The organism is Streptomyces sp. NPDC020597 (assembly GCF_044335095.1).
Lineage (GTDB): Bacteria > Actinomycetota > Actinomycetes > Streptomycetales > Streptomycetaceae > Streptomyces.
In genome coordinates, this window is sequence record NZ_JBIRUL010000020.1 from 116,919 (window position 1) to 143,908 (window position 26,990).

The following is a 26,990-nucleotide window of genomic DNA, read 5'->3' on the forward strand; positions in this document are numbered from 1 at the left end:
CATGTCCGGCCTGCGGACCCTGACCCTGGTGTGCTTCCCGCACGCCGGCGGAGGCCTGGGGCGGTACCGGAGCTGGCGGGAAGACCTGCCGGACGACGTCGAGGTGGTCCTGCCCGACCTGCCGGGCCGGGAGGGGCGGCTCTTCGAGGAGCCCCTCCCGGACGTCGCCGCGGTGAGCGCGTACACGATGCGCACGCTGTCCGCGGAGATCGCGCGCGCCGAGCGACTGGCGTTCGCCGGCCTCAGCTACGGGGCGCTCGTGGCGTACGACATGGCGGCGCGACTGGAGGCGACCGGCAAGCGGGTCGAGGCCGTGTTCGCGGCGAGCCAGCGCGCGCCGTCCACCCCCCTGCCCCCGATCGACTGGCGCTCGCTGGGCGACGCCGAGCTGCTCTCCGAGCTCGCCGGCATCGGCGGGCTCAGCTCGGACCTGACGGACGAGGAGGAACTTCTCGAAATGTTCCTCCCCACCATCCGGGCCGAACTCCACGCGAGCGAGAGCTATCGCAGACCCGGGACCCACGAACGTCTGCGGTGCCCGGTCTTCCTCTACCACGGCACCCAGGACGCCGTGATCCCGGCGTCGTCGGCGCACGCCTGGCGTGAGGAGACCGACCGCCTCTCGTGGCGCAGCCTCGAGGCCGCGCACTTCCTGACCGCTCCCGACGGCGCGGACCTGTGGTACGAGGCGCTGGTCCAGGACCTGGCCTCGTGCCGCACGCCCCGGCCCGCTCTCGACCGCACCCCGTGAAGCAGTCGAAATCTCCCTGACGTTAAGGATCAGCGATGAACGGACCACAGACCCCCGGCCTGCCGCTGCCCCGGTGCTGCGCCCACCTCATCACCTGGCGCGACGGCCCTCCCACGGCGCGCACGCCCGCCGTCGCCGCCCACCCGGGCCGCACGGCCGTGACGGCCCCGGATACCGCGACGGCAGCCGGGCCCCACCACGCGCGCCTGCTCCCCGGAAGCCGGGTGGTCTGTACGTGAGCGACAGCGACCTCCAGATCGCCGGCGACATCCTGGAAGTCCCGCACCTCCTGCAGCGCCCACGCGAACACCCCTCCACCGTCGCCGAGTTCGCCGGCCTCGCCCGCTCCGTCGCCGCCGACCGCCCCCAGTGGGAGCACCTCGTCCGGTACGACGCCACGACGCGCTGGTACCACCGGCTGCGCACCGGGCCGGGATACGAGGTGTGGTTGCTGTCCTGGGTCGCCGGGCAGGGAAGCGAACTGCACGACCACGGCCGTTCGTCCGGGGTGCTGACCATCCTTCAGGGCACGCTCACCGAGTGGACGCAGAGAAGGAAGCATGTGCTGGAGCCGGGCGCTCAGCGGGTCTTCGCGCCCGGGTACGTGCATCGGGTCGTCAACGACGCGCTGACGCCGGCGGTGAGCCTGCACGTCTACCACCCGGGCCTGACCGAGATGCCGGCGCACACCACCCCCCACTGCGAGACGGGCGCCCGGCCGGGGCTGGTGACCGCCTGACCCCTCGCCGGGAACGCCGGCCTCGCGGGGCGCGCCGACATGACCGGCGCGCCCCGCAAGGGCTGCTGCTGCCGGGAGCGGGACGAGCCGTGGGCGGGCGACGGCGCCGCCGGGGGCCGGCCCGACGACGGAGGCCCTCGCGCGGCGGTGACGGTCAGCCTCTGGCGTGCGAGCCCGGGGTGTGGCCGAAGGTGCGCCGGAACACGTCGATGAAGGCGCTCGCAGAGGACCAGCCGCACCGGTGCGCCACCGCGGTCACCGGCTCCTTCTCGGCGAGCAGGACCAGTGCGCGCTGAAGCCGCAACTGGGTGCGCCACTGGGGGAAGGTCATGCCGAGGTCGCTGCGGAACAGCCGGGACAGCGTGCGGTCACTCGCGCCGACCTGGCTGCCCAGCTCGGCGAGAGTGCGGGGGTCGGCCGGGTCGGCCAGCAGGATCGAGCACAGCGTCCGCAGCAGGGGAGCGGCCGGTGTCGGCAGGTGCAGCGGCTCCTGGGGGGACGCCCGCAACCGGTCGAGCAGGACCGCGCGCAGCCGGGTCCGCTCGGGGCTGTCGTCGTCGGGAGTGCGGGTGTACGCGACGATCAGCTCACGCAGCAGCGGGTCGACGGCCAGCACGGTCGGTGTGTCGAGACCGAGCGGGTTGACGGTGGCGGGCAGTCCCACCAAATGCAGTTCGAGTTCGCCGTGGGCCCGGTGGGCGTGGACGACGCCGGCCGGGACCCAGATGGCGCGGGTGCCGGGGGCGACCCAGGAGCCCGCGTCGGTCGTGACGGCCAGCACTCCGCGGCCGGCGTAGACGATCTGGTGGTCGTCGTGCCGATGGGCGTCGATCGCGCCGCCGGACGCCAGCCGCCGGCTGCGCGTCGGCGCGATCGGCTCATGGCGGATTTGCGGCATCATCCGGCAGTTTACCGGAAGCGCGACAAGGGCGCGGGTCCGGACGATGGCGGGGTGCGAAGGAATACATCGATCACCCTGCTGTCCGTCGGACACGCCTGCGTCGACGTCTACCAGGGAGCCGTGGCGTCCCTGGTGCCGTTCTTCGTCGCCGAGCGTTCCTACACCTACGCGGTCGCCTCGGGCATCGTGCTGGCCGCCTCGCTGCTGTCCTCCGTGGCGCAGCCCGTGTTCGGCGCGCTCACCGACCGTCGGGCGATGCCCTGGCTGCTGCCGGCCGGCACGCTCCTCGGCGGTGTCGGCGTCGCGCTGAGCGGACTGAGCGGCTCCTACCCGCTCACGCTCGTGTTCGTCGCCGTCTCGGGAGTCGGAGTGGCCGCCTATCACCCCGAGTCCGCCCGCGTCGCCCGCATCGCGGGCCGGGGCAGTCACCGGGCCATGGGCTGGTTCTCCACCGGCGGCAACATCGGCTTCGCGTCGGCGCCGCTCATGGTCACCGCCGTGGTGGCCACCGGAGGGCTGCGGTGGACGCCGCTGCTGGTGCTGCCGGCCCTCGTGGGCGCCGCGTTGTGCCTGCCCGTCGTGCGCGCCCTGCAGCAGCGGCAGGCGCACGGACCCGGCACGGCCGGGCAAGCCGGAAGCGACGACGTCGCCTCCTTCGTGAAGCTGTCACTGGCCGTGGTCTTCCGGTCGATCGCGTTCGTCGGCCTGAGCGCCTTCATCTCGCTGTACGCCCGCGAGCGCCTGGGCGGCGGCACGGCCGCCGGCACCGCGGCCCTGACCGTGCTCTACCTCGGCAGCGCGGTCGGTTCCGTGCTGGGCGGATATCTGGCGAGCCGCTGGGACCGGGTCACCGTCTCGCGCCGGTCGTACCTGATCGCCGCCGCGGCCCTCGCCGGCGTGGTGTGGCTGCCGGGACCGGCCGTCTGTCCGTGCGTGGCGTTGACCTCGGCCGGCTTGTACGTGCCCTTCTCGCTGCAGGTGACGCTCGGCCAGGACTACCTGCCCTCGCGCGTCGGCACCGCCGGCGGGATCACCCTCGGCCTGACCGTCAGCGTCGGCGGTCTCGCCGCCCCCGCCATCGGCACTCTCGCCGACTCCACGTCCCTGCGGACCGCCCTGACCCCTCTCGTCCTGATGCCTCTGCTGAGCTGGCTGAGCTTTCGCGACCTGCCCGAACCGGCCGCGCCGCACCTCGGAGCCGCGTCCGAGCCGAAGTACGTCGACACGCACGACACGCACGACGCAGATGGCATGGATCAGGCGGATCACGCGGATCACGCGGATCGCGCGGACCAGGGCACGGACGGCACCGATGGCGACGGAGGCGACACCGGCGTCACCCCCGCAAGGGCCCCGGCGGCCCGGCCTTCGTCGCCCGGCTCGCGGTGACGTCGGCGAGCGGACCTCAGCGGCGCGGGACATGCGTGTGGGCCCCGGGTGTTCCCGGAGCCCACAGGGCGGTCGTCGTGCGGGGGACTACCAGCGATACCAGCGGCCCTTGCGGCCGCCGGTGTCGGCGCTGCGCATGACGAAGCCGAGCAGCCAGACCGCCAGCACGATGACGGCGATCCACCACAGTGCCTTGAGGGCGAAGCCCGCGCCGAAGAGGACCAGAGCCAGCAGAAGAACGAGAAGCAGGGGAACCATAGTTATCAACCTCCGTTGGTCCGCTTGCCCGGCGAATCGAAGAACACGCAGCTGATCTGCCTGGTTTCTTTGGCGGCGTCGCGGGAAGCAGTCGTCGGCGGAGTGCGCTGCCCGCCCCTCTCAGGTGACCAGTTCGACGATGCTCCTGGCCGTCAGCCACAGGCCCGTCAGCACGGCGAGCGTGACGATCAGTCGTTCCTGGTGTCGCGCGAGCCAGCTCCGCAGGGTGTTCAGCCGGGCGTTCGCGACCGCGGGCGCCCGGACCGCGTACATCTCCATGACGATGAGGCTGAGGGTGGCGAGCAGGCAGTAGGCGGTCAGGGCGAGCCAGTCGGCGGGGGTGGAGAGGTTGGCGTCGACGGCGGTCGCCGCGCCGGCGCCGACCAGTGCCCAAGGCTGAAGCATCCATGCCAGGCCGGCTGCCGTGGCCGGCGAGGCGTTGTCGATACGGGCGGTCCAGCGCGGCGGGCCGTGCGGGCGGGGCGGTCGGCGGTGCCGATATGCGCCGTAGAGCACCAGCGCCAGGCCGATGGCGACTTTCGCAGCGAGCACGGCCGTCGACGGCGCGCTGCGACGGGACGGGGGCTGACCGCCGGTCAGCAGCAGCACGCAGGCGATCACCACGACCAGGTTGACCAGCCACGACAGCAGGAAGGCCAGCCCCTGACGAACGCCGCGCCGTGAGGAGAGCAGCAGGATGAAGGCGCTGTTGTGCAGGGGCCCCAGGGTGACGGCCGTACCGATCACCACCAGGTCGAGGACCATCGGTTCAACCGCTCCCGGATGTCAGGGCCGCCTGACGCCCGTGCCTGGGCGGGCGGGTCGGCCGGCGCGGCGGTGCTGCGGCGCCGCTTTTCCGACTCTGCAGGCGACGACCCTGCCGGTCAAGCAAGCCACACCCGGACGGGGCAGCACCGGCTGTCCCGAGGGCAGTCCGAAGGGGGAGTCGAACCGCTCCTCCCCGCAGGCCATGACCGATGAACGACGCCCGGCCACGACCGATGCGCGAACGCCCGGCCACGACCGATGCGCGAACGCCCGGCCACGACCGATGGGCGAACGCCCGACCGCCTTCCGCGCCGCGGTCGCCGCAGCGCCCGGCCTCGACCTGCGGGCGCCGACCTGCCCCTCACGCGGGAGAGGGCGCCCCTGCGCGTCGGTTCGCTCGCTCGGTGAGCGGTTCAGGACGCCCGACGGGCGGTGATGGCCCGGCGTGTTCCGTACGCGGCGACGCCTGCGGCGAGGACCGCGCTGCCCCACGCGACGGACGCGCCGGGCAAGGTGAAGGCCAGCAGCAGGCAGCCGGCGAGGCCCACCGCGGGGACGATGCGAGGCGGGCGGTTCTCGTCCGGAGTGAGCGTCCAGGCGGAGGCGTTGGCGACGGCGTAGTACACGAGGACGCCGAAGGAGGAGAAGCCGATCGCCCCGCGTACGTCGGTGGTGGCGGCCAGCAGCACGACGACGGCGCCCACCAGCAGTTCGGCGCGGTGCGGTACCTGGAAGCGCGGATGAACGGCGGCCAGGACATGCGGCAGGTGCCGGTCGCGGGCCATGGCCAGGGTGGTGCGGGAGACACCCAGGATCAGGGCGAGCAGGGAGCCGAGCGCGGCGACGGCCGCCCCGACCCGGACGACGGGCGTCAGCCGGTCCGCCCCGGCGGCCCGCACCGCTTCCGAGAGCGGCGCGACCGACTCGCCGAGCCCGCTGGGGCCGAGCACCGTCAGGACGGCGACCGCCACGGTCGCGTAGACGACCAGCGTGATGCCGAGAGCGAGCGGGACGGCACGGGGGATGGTGCGCGCGGGATCGCGGACCTCCTCGCCGAGGGTGGCGATGCGGGCGTACCCGGCGAAGGCGAAGAACAGCAGGCCCGCGGCCTGCAGTACGCCGGTCACCGTGGCGTCGGAGCCCACGTCCAGCCGGCCGGCGTCCGCCGCCGACGAGGTGAGGCAGGCGACGGCGACCGCCGCCAGCACCGCCAGGACGACGGCGACGACGGCACGGGTCAGCCACGCGGACTTCTGGATCCCGGCGTAGTTCACGGCGGTGAGCGCCACCACCGCGGCGACCGCCACGGCGTGAGTGTGACCGGGCCACACGTATGAACCGACGGTCAGCGCCATCGCCGCGCAGGAGGCGGTCTTGCCGACCACGAACGCCCAGCCCGCCAGGTATCCCCAGAAGTCGCCGAGGCGTTCACGACCGTAGACGTAGGTGCCGCCGGAGGCCGGGTGACGGGCGGCCAGCCGGGCCGAGGACGTGGCGTTGCAGTACGCCACGACCGCGGCAGCCGCCAGAGCGACCAGCAGTCCGGAACCGGCCGCGCGGGCCGCCGGAGCGAGCGCCGCGAAGATGCCCGCGCCGATCATCGAGCCCAGTCCGACGAGGACGGCGTCCGAGACGCCGAGCCGCCGCTGCAGCTGAGACGACGCGAACCCGGTGGGCTGGTGCATGACGTGCCTCCGTCTTCCGGCGTGGAGGAGCGCGACTGCCGGAGAGCAAGGTACATCAACATGGTTTGATGTATTTCCCGGCACCATGAGGCCCTCTGGCGCTGCCGCCCCGGCGTTCGTACGGCTGGCCGCCCACCCGGTGCGGTGGAGGCTGCTGACCGAACTGGCCGTGAGCGACCACCGGGTCCGCGAACTGGTGCCGGGGGTCGGCCGGCCGCAGAACGTGGTCTCCGGCACCCCTGGTCAGGGCGCCTCCTCTGCCCGGTGACCGCGCTCAGAGGGTCGGGAAGACCGCCGTGAAGAAGAACCACAGCAGTACGGCCCAGAAGACCGCCGCAGCCAGCGACACCAGCAGGGAGCTGCGCCATTTCAGCACCAGGAACGGGAAGATCGCCGGGAGCGCCCAGTGGCCGGCCACGTCGATCGACAGGCGTGCGGCCTGGCTGAGGGTCTCCGCGTGTCCCGCGGCGATACGCCGCAACAGCCGCTGGGAGACGAAACCGTACAGGCCGAAGACGATCGGGAAGAACCACAGCGGTGTGATCGTGACCAGCTCGGACTCGTCGAGCTCGTCGAACATGACGAGGTAGACGCAGACGGCTCCGAGCACACCGACGACCAGGGCGCTCACGTAGACGGCGGTCAGCCCGGCCGGCTCCACCGGCCCGGCCGGCCCCGGAACAGGGCCGGGCGTGAGCACGGGCGAGGCGTACGGAACATCGGCGGCCGGCGCCGCAACCACCTGGTGGCAATGGGGACAACGGACGTTCTGCCCGGCGCGGTCGGCCGGGGCCGCAATCAAGTGCCCGCATGAGGCATGGAATTGCGTGTGCTGCTGACGGTTCACGTTGCCTTCCCTGTACCGCTCTCTCGTGCTGCTCGCCGGCCGGCGCGGCGACAGAAGGCCGAACCGAGCTCCGACACGCGATCGGGAACCCGCCCGACAGCATCCGGCGTGCGCCGACATGCGGCTCACGAACAAGTGTCTGCGCCGTGAACATCCCTGACATCGGTGAAAACACGTAGTCACGCACCCCGGCCGGGCGGCGTCGCCTGCCCCGGCGTCCTGGTCACCGGTCAGGACCCGGCGGGACGTGCCTGGTCGGACTTTCCCTGCGTGTGACCCGGGCCTGGGGTGGTCTTTGCCTGTCGGGGTCCACGGTTCGTCTGGCCTTCACCCGGGGGCGGTCCGCGGCCCCTAGTGTTGCGGCGCCGCCCCTCGAACGTCCGTCGCTTCTGTCCGGAGGACAGTCATGGCCGCCGTCAAGGCTCCCCAGCGCAACCGACGTCGCCTCTCCGCACTCGCCGGAGCCGTCGCCCTCACCGCCGCCTCGATCGGACTGTGGACCGTCACGTCCACCACCGCGCAGGCCGCCGCTCTCCCGGCCCCCGACCACGTGGTGGTCGTGGTCATGGAGAACCACGCCTACTCGCAGGTCATCGGCAGCTCCAGCGCCCCGTACATCAACAACACCCTCAAGGCGGGTGGCGCCAACCTCACCCAGTCCTACGGCCTCACCCACCCCAGTGAGCCGAACTACTACATGCTCTTCTCGGGCTCCAACCAGGGCCGCACCGACGACAGTTGTGTCAGCGTCGGGTCCATGTCCGCCCCCAACCTCGGCTCCGAGCTGATCGCCGCGGGCAAGACGTGGAAGAGCTACAACGAGTCGCTGCCCAGCCAGGGTTCGACGACGTGCAGCAGCGGCAACTACGCGCAGAAGCACAACCCCTGGTTCGGCTTCTCCAACGTGCCGACCAACACCGCGCTCACCATGGGGCAGTTCCCCACCGACTACACGGCCCTCCCCAAGGTCTCCTTCGTCGTCCCGAACCTGTGCAGCGACATGCACGACTGCTCGGTCTCCACGGGCGACACCTGGATCAAGAACAACCTGGGCGCCTACGCCACCTGGGCCAGGACCCACAACAGCATCCTCGCCGTCACCTTCGACGAGGACAACAAACTGTCCGGCAACCGCATCCCCACCGTCTTCTACGGTGAGCACGTCACCGCCGGAAGTTCCACGGCCACCACCTACAACCACTACAACATGCTGCGCACCCTGGAGGACCTGGCCGGTCTGTCCACGCACGCGGGCAACGCCGCGTCGGCGTCCGACATCACCGGCATCTGGAACTGACGCCCGTGTACCTCGCGGACTCCCGCAGTACGGATTCCGGTGGCACCAGGGCCGCCGCCGTCCCGGACACCCGTCCGGGGCGGCGGCCGGCCGCCGTGCCCGCCACCGTGCTGGCCCTCGGCTCGGTCAGCCTCATCACCGACATCTCCTCGGAGATGGTCACGGCGGTGCTCCCGCTCTACGTGGTCGCGACCCTCGGCCTGTCGCCGCTCGGTTTCGGTCTCCTCGACGGCATCAACAACGGCGTCGGAGCCCTGGTCCGGCTGACCGGCGGCCACCTCGCCGACCGGGGCGGCCGCCGGCACAAGGCCGTGGCGGGCCTCGGCTACGGACTGTCGGCGCTGTGCAAGCCGCTGCTGCTTCTCGCGCACACCGTGCCGGTGCTCGGCGCCGTGCTCGCGGTCGACCGCACCGGCAAGGGCCTGCGCACCGCCCCTCGGGACGCGATGATCTCGCTGGCCACCGAACCCCGGCACCGCGGGCGGGCGTTCGGCGTGCACCGGGCGATGGACACCACCGGCGCGCTCCTCGGCCCGCTCGTCGCCTTCGCCGTGCTGCGGGCCGCCGTCGACGGATACGACGCGGTCTTCGCGGTCAGCGCCTGCGTCGCCGCGCTCGGCGTCCTGGTGCTGGTGCTCTTCGTACCCGGCCGCATCCCGGCGCCCGCCGACGCCGTACGGCGGCCCGAGCCGACCCGGCCGCCGACGATCCGAGACGCCGTGGGACTGCTGCGCCGCCCGCGGCTGCGCAGGCTCACGGTGTGCGCCGCCCTGCTCGGTCTGACCACGGTCAGCGACTCCTTCCTGTACCTGCTGCTCCAGCGCGAAGGGAACCTGCCCGCCCACCTGTTCCCGCTGCTGCCCCTGGGCACCGCCGCCTTCTTCCTGCTGCTCGCCGTGCCGCTCGGCGCACTCGCCGACCGCGTCAGCCGCCGCCGGATCTTCCTGGCCGGCCACGGCGTCCTGCTGCTGGGCTACGGCCTGGTGCTCTCCCCATGGCACGGCGTCCCGGCCGTCGTGGCCGTGCTCGTCCTGCACGGCACGTTCTACGCGGCCACCGACGGCGTCCTCGCCGCCGCCACCGCCGGGGCCGTACCGGCACAGCACCAGGGCGCCGGACAGGCACTGGTGGGCACCGGGCAGGCGCTGGCCCGGTTCGCCTGCTCGCTCGCCTTCGGCGCGGCGTGGAGCCTGTGGGGCGGCCGTACCGCGCTCGCCGTCACCGCCGCCGCGCTGGCCGTCAGCGCCGTCGTGGCCGCGTTCGTCCTCCACACCGCCGACGAGGCGCCCGCGGCCACCGACGAGGCGCCGTTCACCACTGATGAGGTGCGCGCATGACCCGGACAACCCGCCTGGTGATCCTGCTGGCCGCGGTCGTGCTGCTCGGCGCGGCCGGCGTCGGCGCGGTGCTCCACGCCGCCCACCGGTCGGGCCTGCGGGACGAGCAGCAGGCGGACGGTCCGGCCGTGCGCGCCGGCGCCGTCTCACTGCGGCCGACGGCCGAACGCCGGCTGCTGGTGCGCAACCTGGCGTGGGGTCCGCACCGCGACGAGATCGCCACCGTGCCCGCCGGCGATCCGCAGGGCCCGCGCACCGTGTCGGGCGTGAAGTGCCTGCGCTTCCACGCGGCGGCCGGCACCGGCATCTGCCTCCAGGCCGAGCACGGCCCCCTGCAGGACACCTATCGCGCGGTGGTGCTCGACGCCCGCCTGCGCGAACGGCGCCACTTCCCGGCGGGCGGCGTCCCGACCCGGGCCCGGGTCTCGCCCTCCGGCCGGCTGGTCGCCTGGACGGTGTTCGTCAGCGGAGACTCGTACGCCGGAACCGACTTCTCCACCCGCACCGCCATCGTCGACACCCGCACCTGGGCGATCGACGACAACCTGGAGACGTTCGACGTCATCAGGGACGGCAGGCCGTATCACGCGGCGGACGTCAACGTCTGGGGGGTCACCTTCGCCGACGACTCCCGCTTCTACGCGACGCTGGCGACCGGCGGCAAGACCTACCTCGTGCGGGGGGATGTCGCCGCACGCACCCTCACCACCTTGCACCGCAACGTCGAATGTCCTTCGCTCTCGCCCGACGGGACCCGGATCGCCTACAAGAAGCGCGTCGAAGGCGCCTCCCCCGACGCCCCCTGGCGGCTGTACGTCCTGAACCTGCGCACCATGCGCGAGACCGCGACCGCCGAGAGCCGCAACATCGACGACCAGGCCCTGTGGGCGGACGGCGACACCCTCGTCTACGCCCTCCCCGGCGACTACGGCTCCGACCTGTGGACCGTCCCCGCCGACGGCGCCGGCAGGGCCCGCCGCCTCATGAAATCCGCGGTCGCCCCCGCCTATCTGGGGTGACGCCCCCGCGAGGGAGGGAGACGAACCCGACGGCGAGGCAACGCTCCGTGCCCCTGTGCCGTCTGGTCAACCGAGACGGCGTCGAGGCGGCGCCCGTCAGGAACGGAGCGAATCGTGTTGATCGGCTTGCTGACCGCCGTTGCGGCATCCGTCTGTTACGGCACAGGCTCAGTCCTGCAAGCCGTCGGATCCCGCAGGTCCGCGCGGAGCGATGCGGCCACCACGGCCCGCACCCAGTACGGGGGGCCCAGCCTCTCCTCGACCGCGAAGGCCGCGATGACCTGGGAGTTCGTCGTCGGCACCGTCCTGGACTTCGTGGGCTTCGCGCTCGGCGCGCTGGCCGCCCGGCTGCTGCCCCTGTTCCTCTCGCAGACCGTGATCAGCGCCAACCTGATCATCACCGCCGTGCTGAGCGTGCGCCTCCTCCATGTCCGGCTGTCCCGCGCCGAGTGGACGTCCATCGGCGTGGTCTGCGCGGCGCTCGTCCTGCTCGCGACGGCGGCGGGGGAGGAGGGCAGCGGAGACGGCATCCCGATCGCCACGCACTGGTGGCTCCTGGCGGTCTCGCTCGCGCTCATGGTGGGCGGCACGGTCGCGGTACGCCTCGTCGGTCCCCGCGCCGCGATCCTTGCCGGTCTGCTGTCCGGTCTCGGTTTCGGCGCACTCGGCGTGGGCGTCCGGATCCTGAACGGTGTCGCCCCCTTCGATCCGGCCGCCATGCTCACGGATCCTGCCCTGTACGCGATCGTGACGGCCGGCGTAGGGGGGATGTACCTGCACACCGTCGCCTTGCAGATCGGCTCGGTCAACGGGGCCACCGCGGCCCTGGTCGTCGGCGAGACCGTGTTGCCCGGCGCGATCGGCGTGCTCTGGCTCGGCGACGCCTCACGGGAGGGCCTCGCCTGGATGGCGATGCTCGGCTTCGTCCTCGCGGTGGCAGGCGCGGTCGCGGTGGCCTGGTTCGGCGGCCCCGAGGCACACGAGGAGGAGCAGCCGGAGCGGACGCCGGAACTGACTCCCACGCGCTGAACACCCGACGCGCCGTCGGCCCCTTCCGCCCGCACGGGGTCCGCATCCCCGACTGCCATCCCAGGCTTCCCTGTCGGTGCAGGTCGCCGGGGGTGGGATCGTCCCGCTGTCGCAGGGAGGCCGGCGGCTGTTGTCCCAGGCGGGGAAGGCATCGGAGGCTGGGGCTGTCGGACCGGCCGAAGCAGTGGACGGCCCATCATCCTGTCGAAGTGACGGACGTCGACCGAGACCCTTCCCAGCGGTTGCCCGGGTCCGACACCCGGCGCCTTGTCCCCTTCGCACGACGACCCGAGTTCTTGGAGGAAAGATGAAGCCTGTCCTGAGGCCTGCCGTCCGGAAGGCCGCCTGCTTCGCCGGAGTGAGCGCGGCCGTCGCGGCCATGTCCGTGACCGGCGCGTCCGCCGCGCACGCGGAGCCGCCCACCCAGGGCTGTCCGTACCCGTACGTCTGCTTCTACGCGGACGACCACGCCCTGCTCGCGGGCACGCCGCTCTCGAAGTACAAGGACGTCACCAGCTCCTATCAGGCGGTCACGCCCCGTCCGCACTACGGAGTCCTGAACACCCGGAACGACGACGTGGTGTACCTGCGGCTCCAGAGCGGGGGATCCATCTGCCTTTCGCCGAACAGCCAGACCGTGTTCTCCAACGCCTCTGTCGTCACCGGCATAAAGATCTCCAGCAGCCCCACCTGCTAGGTCGGGGTCCGATCGGCCCAAGGATGCGGTGTGAGGAGATTCATGGTGTTCTGTCCAAATGAGTGTCACCCGGACAGGTGAATCCTCCGCCGACACCGCACCCGATCCCCGCCGCTGGTGGGGCCTGGTGATCATCGCCCTCGCCCAGCTCATGGTCGTCCTGGACGCGACGATCGTGAACATCGCGCTGCCCTCCGCGCAGCAGGACCTGGGCATCTCCGACGGCGACCGCCAGTGGGTGATCACCGCCTACACCCTGGCGTTCGGCGGGCTGCTGCTGCTCGGCGGCCGTATCGCTGACCGGGTGGGCCGCAAACGCACCTTCGTGATCGGGCTGGTCGGCTTCGCGGCCGCCTCCGCGCTCGGCGGGGCGGCCACCGGATCGGGCATGCTGTTCGGCGCCCGCGCCCTCCAGGGCGTCTTCGCGGCCGTACTCGCCCCCTCCGCGCTCAGCCTCCTGACCACGACGTTCACCGACCCCAAGGAGCGCGGCAAGGCCTTCGGCATCTACGGCGCGCTCGCCGGCAGCGGCGCCGCGATCGGCTTCATCGTCGGCGGTCTGCTCACCGAGTACCTCAACTGGCGCTGGTGCCTGTACGTCAACGTGCCCATCGCCGTCATCGCTGTGACAGGCGGCCTCGTACTGCTCCACGACCGCGCCGGCCACGCGGACGTCCGGCTCGACGTGCCCGGCGCGGTGCTGGGCTGCGGCGGCCTGGTGGCGATCGTCTACGGCTTCAGCGAGGCCGAGCCGCGCGGCTGGACCGACCCCCTGGTCCTGGGGCTCTTCGCGGGCGGGATCGTCCTGCTCACGGTCTTCGTGTGGTGGCAGACCAAGGCACGGGTGCCGCTGCTGCCCCTGCACATCATCAAGGACCGCAACCGCGCGGGCTGCTTCCTGACCATGGGCCTGGCCATCATCGGGATGTTCGGCCTGTTCCTGTTCATGACCTACTACCTCCAGGTCATCCTCGGCTATTCCCCCGTGAAGACGGGGCTCGCCTTCCTCCCGCTCACCCTGGCGATCATCATCGGTTCCACCCAGATCTCCGCCCGGCTGATGAACCGCGTGGCGCCGCGCATGCTGATGGTCCCCGGCATGCTGCTCGCCTCGGGCGGCATGGTGATCCTCACCGGGATGACCGTGCACTCCTCCTACGCCGGCGAGATCCTGCCCGCGCTGCTGCTGATGGGCCTCGGCATGGGCCTGACCTTCATGCCTGTCTTCGCCACGGCCACGGCCGGGGTCGCTCCCCAGGACGCGGGCGTCACCTCCGCCACCGTCAACACCTCACAGCAGGTGGGCGGGTCCATCGGAACGGCACTGCTCAACACGATCGCCACCACCAGCAGCGCCGCGTTCCTCTCGGCCCGTCCGACCGGCCCCGCGCGCCGGGCGCAGGTCGCGGCCGAGGCCACCGTGCACGGCTACACGGTGGCCATCTGGTGGGCCGCCGGAATCATGCTGCTGGCCGGCCTGGTGGCGGGCCTGATGGTCACCACCGGCCCCCCGAGACCCGTCCCGGCGCAGTCGGCCGTACCGGAGTCGGTGGGCTGACCGCCTCCGACCTCGCGAGGAGGTCCGGCTGGTCCCAACGGGTGCCGAGCGGGTCGGCGCAGCCGCGGGTGGAGGCGAGCGACACGAAGGTGAGGGCCGTGTCCCGGGACTGCCAGTCACGGTTGGAGACCGACGGCGTGTAGGTGCCCGCCGCGGGGACCGTGCACGTCTTTTGCCTGGTCCCCTTGCAGTCCACGGGGGTGCCGTCGGCGGCCTGTTGGGTCGTGTACCCCCGGTAGCCGCTGTCGTTCAGCGACACCTGGCAGAGGCCGGGCGTCTCGGCGGTGACGGTGTGGCAGGTGCTCGCGACGGTCGCCTTTCGGACGGCGTCCCCCGGGTCCCCGAACGGCGCGGTCGCGAGCGTCGCGCACACCGGGTCGACTGGATCGTCGGCCTGCGCGGTGCCGCCACGGTGAGGCCGAGCAGCGAGGCGAGCAGCGGGACGGCGGCGAGCGGCGCGACGGCCCGCCGTCGTCTCGCAGGCGGAGGTGAATCCGCTTCGTCCATCTGAATCCCCCCTGGATCAGCGGTTGTTGAGGCGGTGATCGCATGCAGGTGCGACCAGCACCCGCGGGTATTCCCGGGGGCGGAAGGGGCCGAAGGCGGTGCGTCGGTCCGGTCCGGAGGCGGGCCGCACCAGATCCCGCAGGGTCGCGGCCGGCTTCGCGGTGGCGACGCCGGAACCGACGTCACCGCCCGTACGCGTGGGCCGGTGTCACCCGGGGCTGTGACGAAAGCGGCGTCCGGTCCCTGCGCATCGTCCGGGCAGGCGGTCAGGTCATGGGGACCCAGCCGCGGTGGTCCTGGTACCAGTAGTGCGGCAGCCCGTTGATGCTGGTGGTGCGGAACGGGCGGCCGTGGTCGTCGATGCGCACCGTGCCGGTTCGGCCCTGTGAGGACCAGTCGAGGTCGAGGTACCAGTCGCAGGTGCAGTTCTCGGTGCGGGCGGCGAGCAGCAGGACTTCCGGATCCCGCAGGGACACCCGGTAGGGGAAGCCGATCGCGGGGGCGGGTCTGTCCGGGTCGTTGCCGGGCACCGAACGGGCCAGGGGGCGGCGGGCGTCGAGGTTCACGGCGAAGTGGCGGGGGACGAGGATGGCGCCGCAGCCTTCGTACATGGAGTAGGCGGCGCCCGAGCGGTCCGCGGGGGTGACGCGGTCGATCACGCGCACGTGCAGTGCCTCGAGGACCACGGCGGCGGCGCCGCGCCCCTGCACCGAGATCTGCAGATTGGTGGTGCGTCCGTGGATCGCGTTCTGGGACGTGGCCCACCCCGCGGCGTCGGCCGGCGTCGGCGGCGGCGGGACCTGCGCCGGCGGCTTGGCGATGACGTAGTCGTGGTCGCAGTCGAGCTGCCAGAGCTGGGACTTGGCCGTCCAGGTGAGCGGGGCCGGTGGCGGGACCTGTTCCGCGCGGTTCTTCCGCGGGCTGACACCGCCGTGCGCGGCCGGCTCCGAGGGACTGGATGCGGTGGGGGCGGAGGGAGTCGGCCCACCGTCGCCGACCAGGGGCCCCGCAGCGGATGCGGTGAGGCAGGCGAGCGCGAAGGCGAGCGAGGCCGCCAGTGACAGCGATCGCACGAGTCCTCGTCGAGGACGCCGGGCGGGGGCCGGTCGGTCGGCCGGCGAGACAGGCTCCCGGAACGGGCCGCCCTGCACGCCCGGCACGGATGGTGCGCCCGACACCGTCTCCGCGCCCGGCACGGCTTGCCCGGGCGCCTCGTCCGTCCGGTCGCCATGGCCGACGGACGCGGACGCCGGGCTCACGGTGTCATGGCGCTGCGGCGCCCGCCTGGCGTCGGAAAGGCGGGACCGTTGCCGCGCGGCGACTGCCAGGATCCATCGGCGGTGCAACTCCACGCGTTCCTCGGGGGAGGCGCCGCAGAGCGCGGCCAACCGCTCGATCCCGGTGAAGTCCGGGGGGACGGCCTCTCCGGCGCAGTAGCGGTGCAGAGTGGAGGCACTCATGCCCAGCCGTCGGGCCAGCGCCGCGTAGCTGTGGTCCGTGCGCTCCTTCAGGCGCGTCAGCAGCAGTGCGAACTCCACCACGTCATCGTGGATTGCATCCATCTGGTCCGTACCCGCATCCATCTGTCGGCCCGTGCAGTCATGTCCGGCCCGGGACGGCGTTCGAGGCACTCCCCTACCTGCACGTCGATGAGGCTGAGTCGGTTCCAGGGCGGCACACGACCGGCGTCGCCTTCCGGGCTTCCGCAGCCGCGTGCGCCGCGACCGGACGCGGGACGAGCGTCGTGTCGTCCTGTGTCGTGCGCGGTATCGCTCCTCCGAGCGGGCGAGGATGTCGCAGGACCCGACCGCCGGCACGTCCAAGGGCAGGAGCCAGCCGTGATCAGTGGGGTGCATGTCATCCTCTACAGCCAGGACGCCGAGGCGGACCGTGACTTCATCCGTGACGTCCTCGGCTTTCCCGGCGTCGACGCGGGCGGCGGCTGGCTCGTCTTCGCACTGCCCCCTGCCGAGGTCGCGGTCCACCCGACCGACGGCCCGCCCCGGCACGAGGTCTTCCTGATGTGCGACGACCTCGACTCCCAGCTGGGCCGGTTCCGCGCGCAGGGCGTCGAGATCACCCGGCCGGTCAGCGAACAGCGCTGGGGGCGGCTGGCCGCGATCCGACTCCCCAGCGGCGCCGAACTCCCGCTGTACGAACCCTTCCACCCCACTGCCCGCAGCCGGTGACCCCCGCCGCTCGGCGGCCGGTGACCCCCGCCGCTCGGCGGCGAGCCGGTCAGCCGTCCTGACGCCTCTCGGAAGCCTCCGTAATCCGCGCGAAGCGGGCCGCCGCGGCTGCTAGTCTTCGGCGTCCTGTCGCACATTCGTGCGCACACATCACGCCACTTGCCGCATCAGTCCCTGGGGGGAATCTGTCATGACCCAGTCAGCTCCGCCGCCGTCCGAGGGCAACCCGTTCGCCCAGCAGCCCGCCGTCGGCGCACCGGGTGCTCCGCAGCCCACCGACGGAAACCCCTTCGCCCAGCAGTCAGGTCCCGCCCTGCCGCCCCCGGCGCCCGCCCGCAGGAACGTCGCCCTGGGCCTGGTCGTCGCCGTCGTCGTGGCTCTGGTCTCGGCCGGCGTGTACGGCGCGATCGTCGGCGCGACGGAGTACGAGATCGGCTACGCGGCCGTCGGCGTCGGCTTCCTCATCGGCTTCGCGGCGGGCAGGATCGGCGGGGCCAACCCGGTGCTGCCCGTCGTCAGTGCCCTGCTGTCGCTGGGTGCGGTCTACCTCGGTCAGCTCATCGGCATCGCGGTGATCGGCGGCGACGAACTCGGCGTCTCCGCGACCTCGCTGTTCACCGAGCACTTCGACGTGCTGACCGAGGGCTGGAGCGAGACGGCCGACGCGATGACCTTCCTGTTCCTCGGCATCGGCGCGTTCGCCGCGTTCTCCGGCGCGAAGAAGGGCGCCCTGTGACCCCGTGACACGCGGGCGCCGCGTCAACGCCTCGGACGAGCCGGTGACGCGGCACGGCGAAGCGGGCCGTGCCCTCCGCGGCACGGCCCGCCTGCAGCACGGGTGACGGGTCCTCGGGCCGTCAGCCCACCTTGTTCAGCTTGTCGAGAGCCTTGGCGAGACCGTTGGCCCACAGCTGGTTGACGCGCGCACGCTCGGTCGAGTTGGGGTACCGGTTCGTGCAGGACGTGCCGGGACCGCCGCCCGACATCAGCTCGCTGCACGGGCCCGAGTAGTGGTCCGGCAGTCCCAGCACGTGACCGGTCTCGTGCGCGGCGACGCGGACCGAGTCGTACTGCCGGTTCTGGGCGTAGTCGAGGAAGATGTAGCCCCTGCCGTGGCCGTTGGTGGAGGCGTACGAGCCCCGCGAGTCGTTGCCCTCGTAGTAGGAGAAGTCGCCGCTGCCGGAGGTGGACTGCAGCTTGACGTTGCTCACGGAGCTGTTCCATATCGAGGCCGCGCTCGATATCTGGGAGCGGAAGTTCGGCGCCTGCGTGGCGTTGTAGTAGACCGTCACCGACCGCAGGCCCGGGTCGGCGGCCTGCTTCGCGGCGACCGAGGCGAGGACCGCATCGAAGAACGCCTTGTTGTTCGCCGCCTCCTGGGCCGAACCGGTGTACCCGGCGGCGGGGGCGGCCGAGCCGGTGGTGTGGGCGCTCGCCGGGACCGCGCTGCCGAGGGCTGCGAACGTCACGCCCAGGCCGAGCGCCAGCAGTCTCCTGGAGGCCTTCGCGGACGTGGAGGACGTACGGGTGGACGTCATGTGGGGGCTCCTGCTCGTTCGTGTGGGGTGGTGAACGATCGGTAGGGCCGAGTGTGGGGCAGCCCGGCGGCCGCGGGATGATGGCAACTGGGGATAGCGCACGGCTATCGGGGCGACTCCTGCTGTTATGTTGCTGTTTGAATGTCTGGCGCCCCGTCAGGCCCAGCCCTTACGCTCCGCGGCATGGAGCTCGAGGTGAGGCACCTACGCGTACTGTGCGCCATCGCCGACGCCGGCAGCCTGCACAAGGCGGCCCGCGAACTGGGCATGGCCCAGCCCTCGTTGAGCACCCAGCTGCGCCGCATCGAGCGACTGCTGGGCGGCCGGCTCTTCGCCCGCGGCTCCACGGGCAGCCGTCCGACGCCGCTGGGGCAGATCGTGGTCGGCCGAGCCCGGCCGCTGGTCGCCGAGTTCTCCGCGATCGTGGCCGAGACCCGGGCCGCGGCCGCCCACACCGCGGGCGGTCACCGGCTGCGCATCGGCGCCACGGCCAGCCGGGCGATCCCGGGGTGGCTCAGCCGGCTGCGTGCCCGCATGCCCGCGATCGAGCCCAGCCTGCAGATGGACGTCTCCGCGAACGCCCTGCTCCGTCACGTGGCCGAGGGCACACTCGACCTGGCGTTCGTGCACGAGGTCGAGGGCAGCCCGCTGCGCGTCCCGAACGGGCTGTGTCTACGCGTCCTGGTGGAACGCGAACCACAGTTCGTCACCATGGCCGCAGACCATCCCGCGGCAGCCCACCGCGAGGTACGTCTCACGGACCTCGCCCACGACCGCTGGATGGTGGACGCCACGGTCGACGGCGAGTGGGACGGGTTGTGCCGGGTCCTGCGCGCAGCCGGGATCAAGCCCGACCTGCTGCACGGCGACTACCTCACCGCCTACCTCCTGGCCGCCATCGGCGAGGTCGTCACGGTGAGTCAGCCCACCGCGCTCCCGCCTCGCTCCGACCTGGTCATCCGGCCCCTGCACGGCGACCCCATAGGAGTACGGCTGCTGCTCGCGGCCCGCACGGCAGACGAACTCGACGCCCAGTCGCCGGAGTTGGAGGAGGCCTACTGGGAAGCGGCGTGTCAGGCGCCGGCGTACCGCGACTGGCTGACGCGCGGAGCCGCCGGGCGGCCCGCACAGACCCTGCGCCCGGTGGGCGCGTAAGCGGCGTCGAACCCCCGACAACTGCGCAGTCGAGGTGGCCCGGATTCCGGTCAGGGCATGCCGATTTCCGGTCACAATCCGATCAAGCCCGCTTCACCAGCGCTTACCTCACCGCTCCCGGTCTGACAACATCACCGAAAGGTGTGGTCGATGATGTCAGCGGAGGCTTGGGGGAGCCGGGTGGCGACTTACGGGGGGCGTTTCGGGGTGCGTTCGGGGCGGGCCGCGCTTGTCCTGGCGAGAGCGCGGGCGCACGGGGCGCTGATCACCGCCGCGCTCGTCACCGTCCTGCTCACCACCTCCGTGCTGGCGGCCCTGGCCGCGTACTCGGCCGCGATCGGCGACGCGGCCCTGCGCCACTCGCTGGCCGAGCCGCGCAACGCCGCCGACGCCGCACTCGTCGTCACCGCCGACGTGAAGGCCGACGAGCGCCGGGCCGCCGACACCGCCGTACGCGACGGGGCGCGCCGGACCTTCGACGGTCTGCCGGTGACCGTACGGACGCTGGTGCGCTCCGGACCGTACGCCCTGCCCGCGACCCCCCGGACGGCAGCCGCCCGGCGCGCCGACAAGCCCGACCTCACGCACTTCGCGGCGCTCGACCCCTCACAGGTGCGGTTCAGCGAGGGCCGGCCCCCGCGCGCGGGCACGCCGGACGTCGAGGTGGCGCTCCCCGAGACCGCCGCGCGCCGGCTGGAACTGGCGCCCGGCGCCCGTGTCACCGTCACCGACCGGCTCGACGGGCCGCCCGTGCGGATCGTCGTCACCGGCGTGTACCGGCCCGCCGACCAGGCCTCCCCCTACTGGCTGACGGACGAACTCGGCGGTCGGGGCGTACGACGGACCTCCGACTTCACCACCTACGGCCCCTTGCTGACGGCGCCCTCCGTCGTCACCGGCGGCCGGGTGAGCGAGGGACCGTCCGCGTGGCTCGCCTCCGCCGACTTCACCCGCCTCACCGCCGACCGCATCGACGCCCTGCGCACCGCCGCACGCACCGCGCCCGCAGCCCTGCTCGAACTGCGCACCGGGGACGACGGCGCGGGCGGGACGACCGCGAGCACCGCGCTCCCCGACGTCCTCGACCGGGTCGAGCGCTCCCTGCTCGTCTCCCGCTCCACCCTCCTGATCGTCGCCCTCCAGCTCGCCCTGCTCGCGGCCTGCGCCCTGATGCTCGTGGCCCGGCTGCTCGCCGCCGAACGCACCGGCGAGACCCGGCTGCTGCGCGCCCGCGGAGCCTCCCGTGCCGCCCTCGCCCGCCTCGCCGCCCTGGAGGCGCTGCTGCTGGCCGGACCCGCACTGCTCGTCGCCCCGCTGCTGGCAGGCCCGCTGACCCGGCTGCTCGCCGGGCAAGGGGCGCTCTCCCGGATCGGACTTGAGCTCGAGACACCGGCCGGCGGAGGGCTCGCGGTGTGGCTGACGGCGGCGGGCGTGGCCTTCGGGTGCGCGCTGGCGGTGACCCTGCCGGTGGTCGCGTCGACCGGGTTCCGCACCCTGCGCGCCCGCGCGCTGCCCGCGTGGCTGCGGGCCGGGGCGGACCTGGGACTGCTGGCGGTGGCCGGGGTCGCGTACTGGCAACTGCAACGCCGTACGTCGGGCGCGGTGAGCGCGGACACGACCGGCGCCCTGGGCATCGACCCGCTGCTGGTCGCCGCGCCCGCCCTCGCGCTGCTGGCCGGCGCCGTCCTGACCCTGCGTCTGCTGCCGCCCGCCGCCCGCCTCGCCGAACGCCGGGCGACGGGCGGGCGCGGGCTGGCCACGGCGCTGGCCGGCTGGCAGCTCAGCCGACGCCCGGGGCAGGGCGCGGGCCCCGTACTGCTGCTCGTCCTGGCCGTCGCGCTCGGCGTGCTCGCGATCGGACAGGGCTCCTCCTGGGGGCGCTCGCAGGACGACCAGGCCGACTTCGCTGCGGGTGCGCCGATACGCATCCTGGGCGCCGGCGGCGGCGAACTCGGCCTCACCCAGCAGTACGCCGCCGTGCCTCACGTACGTGAGGCCGCTCCCGCCGTGCGGACGACGCTGCCACTGTCCGGCGACCGCACGGCGACGGTGCTGGCGCTGGACACCGCGCACGCGTCGGACACCGTCCTGATGCGCCCCGACCTGGCGCCCGCCCCGATGAAGGGACTGCTGGAAGGACTGCGGCCGTCGGGTGAGCCGGCGGGCGCTCGGGTCCCCGCCGGGGCGACCCGGCTGACGCTGACGGCGACCCTGCGCAGTTCGGCGCCGGACACGCAGAGCGCGGCGACCGTGACCCAGACGCTGCAGGACGACCACGGCGTGCCCTACTCACTGCCGTCCGGCACCCTCCCCGCCGACGCGCGCCCGCACCCGCTGACGGTGGAACTGCCGAGCGCGCACGGACCGTTGACCCTCACCGGCGTGCAATTCGTGCTGCCCGTGCCGTCCGCCCGCGCGGAACAGCACACCCTGACCCTCGACGCGCTGACCGCGACGGCCGCCGCCGGCACGGCACAGCGGCTGACCCTGCCGGCGTCGTCCTGGACGGCGGCCTCCAGCGCCGACGGGCAGGGCTCGGCCGACGCCGCAACCGCCCCGGCCCGTCCGCGCGTCCACCCCGCCACGCATCCGACCGCTGTGTACGGCACGGGCTACGTCCCGTCCGACCAGCCCTGGCTCAGCCCGTCACTGACCCTGCGCATGCAGGTGACACAGCCCCGGACCACAGCGGTGGCCGCCCTCGCCACCGACCGCTTCCTCGCCTCCGCGGGCGCCCGCCCCGGCCAGACGATGGACATCGCCCTGGAGGGCCAGAACGTGCCCGTGCGGATCGTGCGGGCGGTACGGCAACTGCCGACGGCCCAGGGCGAGGAGGGGGACAGCGACGGAGGCGCCCTGCTCGTCGACCTGCCCGCCGTGAACCGGGTGCTCCAGGCGCGCTACGGGGTCGCCCACGCACCCACCGAGTGGTGGCTGCGACCCGACCCGGCCTCGGACGCCGCGGACGTCGCGACCGCTCTGCGCGCCCGGCCCGACCTCGATCCCGCGCAGATCGTCGTACGCGACGAGATCGCCGCCGAACTGCGCGACGACCCGTTCGGGGCGGGCCCGGAAGCCGCGTTCACCGCGGCGGCCGCCGCCGCGGCGGTGCTCGCCGCACTCGGGTTCGCCGTGAGCGCGGCCGGAGCGCTGCGGGAACGCAACGCCGAGTTCGCGATCCTGCGCGCCCTGGGCGCCCCGCGCCGCAGGCTGGCTCGTGCCGTCGCCGCCGAGCAGGGCGTCCTGATCGCGCTGGCTCTGGCCGTGGGCACCGGCCTCGGCCTCGCCCTGACCCGCGCGGTGCTGCCGCTCATCGTCCTGACCGGCGAAGCCGCCCACCCCGTACCGGATCTGCTCGTGGTACTGCCGCCGCTGCGGGTGGCCGCCCTGGTGACGGCCGTGGCCGCCGTCCCGCTCTTCGTCGTGGCCCTGCTGACGACGCGACAGGCCGACACCGTGCAGGCGCTGCGGGAGGGGGAGTGACATGGTGATCCCGTTCAGGCGCACGCAGCGTGCCGTCGCCCCGTGGGTGCGCACCCGGCTGCGGTCCGCCCCCGGCGCCGCGCTCGCACTCGCGCTGCTGGTGGCGGTGACCGCCTGCCTGGCCGCCGCGTTCCCCCGCGCCCTGGAACGGTACGAGGACGCCGGCCTGCGCCACTCCGTCGAACAGGTACCCCACTTCCGGAGCGTCGTCGGCCTGACCGCCCCGGCCCCGCTGCCGAACCTGCCCCAGGAGCAGCGCGAGCAGGCACTGCGCCCCGCCACCGTGAAGCGCGACTACGACAGCATCCTCGGCACCGTCAGGCGCCCCTTCGTCCCCGACCCCGCCCAGTCGTCCTACGGCGTGGTCACCACCGTCAACCAGGCGGTGCCCGAGCCCTGGCTGCCCCGGCCGAGCGGACTGCCCGCCCGGGTCGCCCTCGTCGCGCAGGCGGGACTGGCCGACCACGCCCGGCTGCGCGAGGGCCGGCTGCCCCGCGCGAACGGCACGGTCACCACGGCGACGCCCGAGGTCGAGGCGGCGGTCAGCGCGGACACCGCCAAGAGCCTGCACCTCACCGTCGGGTCGGTCCTGCACGTCCCCGGAGCGGGCCGGGACGCGCTCGCCGTCCGGGTCACCGGCATCGTCGCACCCCGCGACCCGGCGGGCGCCTACTGGGCCACGGACACCCTGCTGCGCACGCCCGTGCTGATGCCGGTGGCGCCCGTCGACCCGGAGTCGCCCCGGTACTGGCTCGGCGCCCTGCTCATGCCGCCCGAGGCCGCCCCCGCGCTGCTGGGCACCGAGGGCCGGCCGTACCGCTACTGGCGGCTGGCTCCCGACCCGCACACCCTGCGCCACCGTGACCTGGACGCTCTCGAGTCCGCACTCGCCGCCCTGGTGTCGGGCCCCGGCCTGCAGCAGATACGCACGGCCACCGACCCCCTCACGAACGCCGACACCGGCCTCGACGACGTGCTCGACTCCTACTCCCGCCTGCACACCGGCGTGTCCCCGCTCATCGCGGTCGCGGCGTTCGGCAGCGGCACGGTCGCCGTCGTCGTCCTGGCGCTCGCGGCCGGCCTCGCCGCCGACCGCCGCCGCACCGAACTGGCCCTGCTGCGCGCCCGAGGCGCCTCGCTGCACGGTCTCGCCGCCCGCCTGCTCGTGGAGACGGCGGTGGTCGCCGTCCCGGCCGGGGCACTCGGCCTGGCCGTGGCGCTGTGGACCCTCCCCGGCGCCCGGACCCTGCCCGCCGTACTGGCCGCCCTCGCCTGCACGGTGTTCGCCTGCGCCGCTCTTCCCCTGCGCGGGGCGGCCGCTCACCGGCTCGTCCGCGTCCCCGCGCTACGCCAGGACGTGACGTCCGCGCGACCGTCCCGGCGGCGTACGGTCGCGGAGCTGACGCTGGTGGCGGTGGCCGCCGGCGCGGTGGTCACCCTGCGCCGGCAGGGCACGTCCGGCGGGTCGGGCGATCAGCTGATCTCGGCGGCGCCCGTGCTGGTCGGGATGATCGCCGCGCTGCTCCTGGTCCGCCTCCACCCCCTCCCGCTGCGCGGCCTGGCCGGCCCGGCCGGCCGCACGCGCGGAGTGGTGGGCCACCTGGCCCTCGCCCGGGCCGGCCGCGGTTCCGCATCCGCGGTACTGCCGCTGCTCGCCCTGCTCACCGCCCTCACCACGGCCTCGTTCGGCGGCTCCGTCCTGGCCGGCATCGGCGAGACCCGGGACCACTCCGCGCTCCTCGCCGTCGGGGCCGACGCCCGCCTGGAATCGACCGTCGACCCCCTGCCCGCGGGACTGGCCGACCGGGTGCGCAAGGTCTCCGGCGTGCGGGACACTGCGGCGGTGAGCATCGCCTACGGCGCGAAGCCGAACGGCGGACGCCGGTCCGTGCCCCTGGTCGGCGTGGACCCCACCGGCTACGCGGAACTGACGAGGCGCACCGGGCTCGGCGCCTTCTCCGCAGGAGACCTGAAGAGGCGCCCGGGAGAGCCGGGGGGCGGCGCCGCGCTGCCCGCCGTGGCCTCCCCGCGGGTCGCCGACGCCCACGGCTCGTCACCGTTCCCCGTCACATTGGAGGACGGCAGCAGCGTCACCGTCCGCGTCGCCCTCGTCCGCGACATCACCCCCGCCGTGCTGGGCGCCGACTTCCTGGTGGTGGACCGCGCCGGGCTCGACGCCACGGCGGCCAGGCCGACGACGCTGCTGGTGACGGGCCCGGAAGCGGACGGCCGTGCGCTGCGCGAGGCGGCCGGGGACGCGGCGTCGGTCCGCCTCCGAGCCGACGAAAGGGCCCGCTACGTCGACTCCCCGCTCCAGTCCGGAGTGGAGCACCTCTACACCGCGGCGGTGGCGGCCGGCGCCGGCTACGCCGTGCTCGCGCTGCTCCTGTCACTCCTGCGCGCCGCTCCCGAGCGCGTCGCCCTGCTCGCCCGCCTGCGCACGATGGGCCTCACCCGCGCACAGGGCCGCCGCCTGCTCGTCCTGGAGTCCCTGCCCCAGGCCCTGCTCGCCGCGGCCGGCGGCGTCCTGACGGGCTGGTGCGCGATCCGCCTGCTCGCCCCCGGCATGGACCTGACCGCGGTGGCCCTGCCGCCCTCGGCCGCTCCCCTGGAGCAGACCCTGCTCTACCCCGACCCCTGGTCGCTGACCGTGCCGACGCTGGCCGTGGTGGCGATGACCGTGGGAATCGCCGCCGTACAGGCGTGGTGGGCGGGGCGCAGAGGCGCGGTGCGGGAGCTGAGAGCAGGCGACGCCAGGTGAGAAGGACAGCCCACCGCGCCCCTGGCGGCCGCCGCCCGCACGCGGCGGCCCGGCGCGCACACCCGGCCGGCCGCGTCCGCCATGTTCAAGGAGCCAGATGACGACGAATCCCACCCTCGCCGAACTGACCGACAACGCGACCGCCACCCGCGCCCGGCCCGCGTACGGCCACGACGCCCTGATCACCTGCGACCGTCTGGTGCGCATCTTCTCGGCGGACGGCGTGGAGGTGCAGGCACTCCAGGGCCTCGACCTGCTCGTCCGCGAGGGCGAACTCATGGCCCTGGTGGGCGCCTCGGGCAGCGGCAAGTCCACCCTGATGAACATCCTGGCGGGCCTGGACACCCCCACGGCCGGTGTGGCCCGGGTGGCCGGCCACGACCTGCTGGCCATGACCGCGAAGGACCGTCTGCACTACCGGCGCAAGGCAGTCGGCTTCATCTGGCAGCAGACCTCCCGCAACCTGCTGCCGTATCTCACCGCGGCCCAGAACGTGGCCCTGCCCCTCCAATTGGCGGGCGGCCGGACCCGCTCCCGGGCTCGCGCCGAACGCGCCCTGGAACTGCTGGAGTTGCTCCAGGTCGCCGACTGCCGCGACCGTCGCCCGCAGGAGATGTCCGGCGGTCAGCAGCAGCGGGTCGCGATCGCGGTGGCCCTCGCGTGCGACCCGGCGGTGCTGCTCGCCGACGAACCGACCGGCGAGCTCGACTCCCACACCGCCGAGCAGATCTTCGCCGCGTTCCGCACGGCGAACGAGGAGCTGGGCACCACGATCGTCATCGTCACCCACGACCGCGCCGTGGCCACCGAGGTCCGCCGCACGGTCGCCATCCGCGACGGCCGCACCTCCACGGAGGTCCTGCGCCGCAGCGAGGTCGACGAGACCACCGGCCACGAGACGCTGGTCGCCCGCGAGTACGCGATGCTCGACCGGGCCGGCCGCCTCCAGTTGCCCGCCGAGTACACGAAGACCCTCGGCTTGCGCGACCGGGTGGCGCTGGAGCTGGAGGAGGACCACATCACCGTATGGCCGGACGACAGCGGACACAGCTGATCACCGGCCGTGGTCCGACGGCGGGCAG

General features: G+C 73.4%; 25 protein-coding genes. 17 read left to right on the forward strand and 8 right to left on the reverse strand.

What is annotated here, in order from left to right; genetic code table 11:
• Window position 1: 1 nt before the first annotated feature.
• From ACH4ZA_RS28825 to ACH4ZA_RS28835, 3 genes are read left to right on the forward strand one after another with little or no spacing between them, the layout of a single operon-like run.
• A complete protein-coding gene (locus tag ACH4ZA_RS28825) occupies window positions 2–751 on the forward strand; it encodes a thioesterase II family protein (RefSeq protein ID WP_398432292.1) in 750 nt (249 codons plus the stop codon).
• A gap of 35 nt (window positions 752–786) precedes the next feature.
• A complete protein-coding gene (locus tag ACH4ZA_RS28830) occupies window positions 787–990 on the forward strand; it encodes a hypothetical protein (RefSeq protein WP_398432293.1) in 204 nt (67 codons plus the stop codon).
• Entirely contained in the window at window positions 987–1,490 is a 504-nt protein-coding gene (locus tag ACH4ZA_RS28835; protein ID WP_398432294.1) for a cysteine dioxygenase, read from the forward strand. Before ACH4ZA_RS28830 ends, ACH4ZA_RS28835 begins: the two co-directional genes overlap by 4 nt.
• Window positions 1,491–1,644: 154 nt before the next feature.
• Here ACH4ZA_RS28835 and ACH4ZA_RS28840 read toward each other — a convergent pair whose 3' ends face one another.
• Window positions 1,645–2,388, reverse strand: coding sequence for an AraC family transcriptional regulator (locus ACH4ZA_RS28840; RefSeq protein ID WP_398432327.1), 744 nt, complete (start codon window positions 2,386–2,388; stop codon window positions 1,645–1,647).
• A 54-nt stretch (window positions 2,389–2,442) separates the two neighbouring features.
• Here ACH4ZA_RS28840 and ACH4ZA_RS28845 point away from each other — a divergent pair, with 54 nt between their 5' ends.
• Window positions 2,443–3,780 (forward strand): MFS transporter, encoded by a 1,338-nt coding sequence (locus ACH4ZA_RS28845; protein ID WP_398432295.1) that lies wholly within the window; start codon window positions 2,443–2,445, stop codon window positions 3,778–3,780.
• An 87-nt stretch (window positions 3,781–3,867) separates the two neighbouring features.
• On the opposite strand, the gene ACH4ZA_RS28850 is transcribed toward ACH4ZA_RS28845, so the two are convergent.
• The 3 genes from ACH4ZA_RS28850 to ACH4ZA_RS28860 all read right to left on the reverse strand — a co-directional run bounded on the left by ACH4ZA_RS28850 (window position 3,868) and on the right by ACH4ZA_RS28860 (window position 6,491).
• Window positions 3,868–4,038 carry a hypothetical protein gene (locus tag ACH4ZA_RS28850; protein WP_057577173.1) on the reverse strand — a complete coding sequence of 57 codons (171 nt, stop codon included), beginning with the start codon at window positions 4,036–4,038 and terminating at the stop codon, window positions 3,868–3,870.
• 120 nt (window positions 4,039–4,158) lie between these two features.
• Complete coding sequence (locus tag ACH4ZA_RS28855) at window positions 4,159–4,803, reverse strand: GAP family protein (protein WP_398432296.1); 645 nt, start codon at window positions 4,801–4,803, stop codon at window positions 4,159–4,161.
• A gap of 416 nt (window positions 4,804–5,219) precedes the next feature.
• Window positions 5,220–6,491, reverse strand: a complete 1,272-nt coding sequence (locus ACH4ZA_RS28860) for an APC family permease (protein ID WP_398432297.1) — start codon at window positions 6,489–6,491, stop codon at window positions 5,220–5,222.
• Between the two features lie 85 nt (window positions 6,492–6,576).
• Here ACH4ZA_RS28860 and ACH4ZA_RS28865 point away from each other — a divergent pair, with 85 nt between their 5' ends.
• Window positions 6,577–6,759 (forward strand): hypothetical protein, encoded by a 183-nt coding sequence (locus ACH4ZA_RS28865; protein WP_398432299.1) that lies wholly within the window; start codon window positions 6,577–6,579, stop codon window positions 6,757–6,759.
• Window positions 6,760–6,765: 6 nt separating this feature from the next.
• Here ACH4ZA_RS28865 and ACH4ZA_RS28870 read toward each other — a convergent pair whose 3' ends face one another.
• Complete coding sequence (locus ACH4ZA_RS28870) at window positions 6,766–7,191, reverse strand: hypothetical protein (protein WP_398432300.1); 426 nt, start codon at window positions 7,189–7,191, stop codon at window positions 6,766–6,768.
• A 553-nt stretch (window positions 7,192–7,744) separates the two neighbouring features.
• On the opposite strand from ACH4ZA_RS28870, the gene ACH4ZA_RS28875 reads away from it, so the two are divergent.
• From ACH4ZA_RS28875 to ACH4ZA_RS28900, 6 genes are all read left to right on the forward strand, one after another.
• On the forward strand, window positions 7,745–8,635 hold the full coding sequence (locus ACH4ZA_RS28875) for an alkaline phosphatase family protein (protein ID WP_398432301.1): 891 nt from the start codon (window positions 7,745–7,747) through the stop codon (window positions 8,633–8,635).
• 5 nt (window positions 8,636–8,640) lie between these two features.
• The gene (locus ACH4ZA_RS28880; RefSeq protein WP_398432302.1) at window positions 8,641–9,972 is read left to right on the forward strand and encodes an MFS transporter; all 1,332 of its coding nucleotides are present in this window, start codon (window positions 8,641–8,643) and stop codon (window positions 9,970–9,972) included.
• A complete protein-coding gene (locus tag ACH4ZA_RS28885) occupies window positions 9,969–10,991 on the forward strand; it encodes a TolB family protein (protein WP_398432303.1) in 1,023 nt (340 codons plus the stop codon). The genes ACH4ZA_RS28880 and ACH4ZA_RS28885 overlap by 4 nt, the downstream gene beginning before the upstream one ends.
• A gap of 114 nt (window positions 10,992–11,105) precedes the next feature.
• Window positions 11,106–12,020: a hypothetical protein gene (locus ACH4ZA_RS28890; RefSeq protein WP_398432304.1), complete on the forward strand. Its 915-nt coding sequence runs from the start codon at window positions 11,106–11,108 to the stop codon at window positions 12,018–12,020.
• A 307-nt stretch (window positions 12,021–12,327) separates the two neighbouring features.
• Window positions 12,328–12,717: a hypothetical protein gene (locus tag ACH4ZA_RS28895; protein WP_398432305.1), complete on the forward strand. Its 390-nt coding sequence runs from the start codon at window positions 12,328–12,330 to the stop codon at window positions 12,715–12,717.
• 58 nt (window positions 12,718–12,775) lie between these two features.
• The gene (locus tag ACH4ZA_RS28900) at window positions 12,776–14,275 is read left to right on the forward strand and encodes an MFS transporter (protein WP_398432306.1); all 1,500 of its coding nucleotides are present in this window, start codon (window positions 12,776–12,778) and stop codon (window positions 14,273–14,275) included.
• On the opposite strand, the gene ACH4ZA_RS28905 is transcribed toward ACH4ZA_RS28900, so the two are convergent.
• Together ACH4ZA_RS28905 and ACH4ZA_RS28910 are read right to left on the reverse strand one after the other, a co-directional pair.
• Window positions 14,214–14,648, reverse strand: coding sequence for a hypothetical protein (locus ACH4ZA_RS28905; RefSeq protein WP_398432307.1), 435 nt, complete (start codon window positions 14,646–14,648; stop codon window positions 14,214–14,216). The two genes, ACH4ZA_RS28900 and ACH4ZA_RS28905, sit on opposite strands and share 62 nt — an antisense overlap.
• Before the next feature lie 400 nt (window positions 14,649–15,048).
• Window positions 15,049–16,320: a helix-turn-helix domain-containing protein gene (locus ACH4ZA_RS28910; RefSeq protein ID WP_398432308.1), complete on the reverse strand. Its 1,272-nt coding sequence runs from the start codon at window positions 16,318–16,320 to the stop codon at window positions 15,049–15,051.
• A gap of 300 nt (window positions 16,321–16,620) precedes the next feature.
• Between ACH4ZA_RS28910 and ACH4ZA_RS28915 the strand changes: the two genes are divergently transcribed.
• Both ACH4ZA_RS28915 and ACH4ZA_RS28920 read left to right on the forward strand, forming a co-directional pair.
• Window positions 16,621–16,971 (forward strand): VOC family protein, encoded by a 351-nt coding sequence (locus tag ACH4ZA_RS28915; RefSeq protein WP_398432309.1) that lies wholly within the window; start codon window positions 16,621–16,623, stop codon window positions 16,969–16,971.
• Between the two features lie 190 nt (window positions 16,972–17,161).
• Entirely contained in the window at window positions 17,162–17,707 is a 546-nt protein-coding gene (locus tag ACH4ZA_RS28920; RefSeq protein ID WP_398432310.1) for a hypothetical protein, read from the forward strand.
• A 121-nt stretch (window positions 17,708–17,828) separates the two neighbouring features.
• Here ACH4ZA_RS28920 and snpA read toward each other — a convergent pair whose 3' ends face one another.
• On the reverse strand, window positions 17,829–18,509 hold the full coding sequence (gene snpA, locus ACH4ZA_RS28925) for a snapalysin (RefSeq protein WP_398432311.1): 681 nt from the start codon (window positions 18,507–18,509) through the stop codon (window positions 17,829–17,831).
• Window positions 18,510–18,692: 183 nt separating this feature from the next.
• Here snpA and ACH4ZA_RS28930 point away from each other — a divergent pair, with 183 nt between their 5' ends.
• The 4 genes from ACH4ZA_RS28930 (at window position 18,693) to ACH4ZA_RS28945 (ending at window position 26,962) form a co-directional block, all read left to right on the forward strand.
• Complete coding sequence (locus ACH4ZA_RS28930) at window positions 18,693–19,664, forward strand: LysR family transcriptional regulator (RefSeq protein WP_398432312.1); 972 nt, start codon at window positions 18,693–18,695, stop codon at window positions 19,662–19,664.
• 180 nt (window positions 19,665–19,844) lie between these two features.
• Complete coding sequence (locus tag ACH4ZA_RS28935) at window positions 19,845–23,147, forward strand: FtsX-like permease family protein (protein WP_398432313.1); 3,303 nt, start codon at window positions 19,845–19,847, stop codon at window positions 23,145–23,147.
• Window position 23,148: 1 nt separating this feature from the next.
• Window positions 23,149–25,908 carry an FtsX-like permease family protein gene (locus ACH4ZA_RS28940; protein WP_398432314.1) on the forward strand — a complete coding sequence of 920 codons (2,760 nt, stop codon included), beginning with the start codon at window positions 23,149–23,151 and terminating at the stop codon, window positions 25,906–25,908.
• A gap of 97 nt (window positions 25,909–26,005) precedes the next feature.
• Window positions 26,006–26,962, forward strand: a complete 957-nt coding sequence (locus tag ACH4ZA_RS28945) for an ABC transporter ATP-binding protein (RefSeq protein ID WP_398432316.1) — start codon at window positions 26,006–26,008, stop codon at window positions 26,960–26,962.
• The last annotated feature ends 28 nt before the right edge of the window (window positions 26,963–26,990 follow it).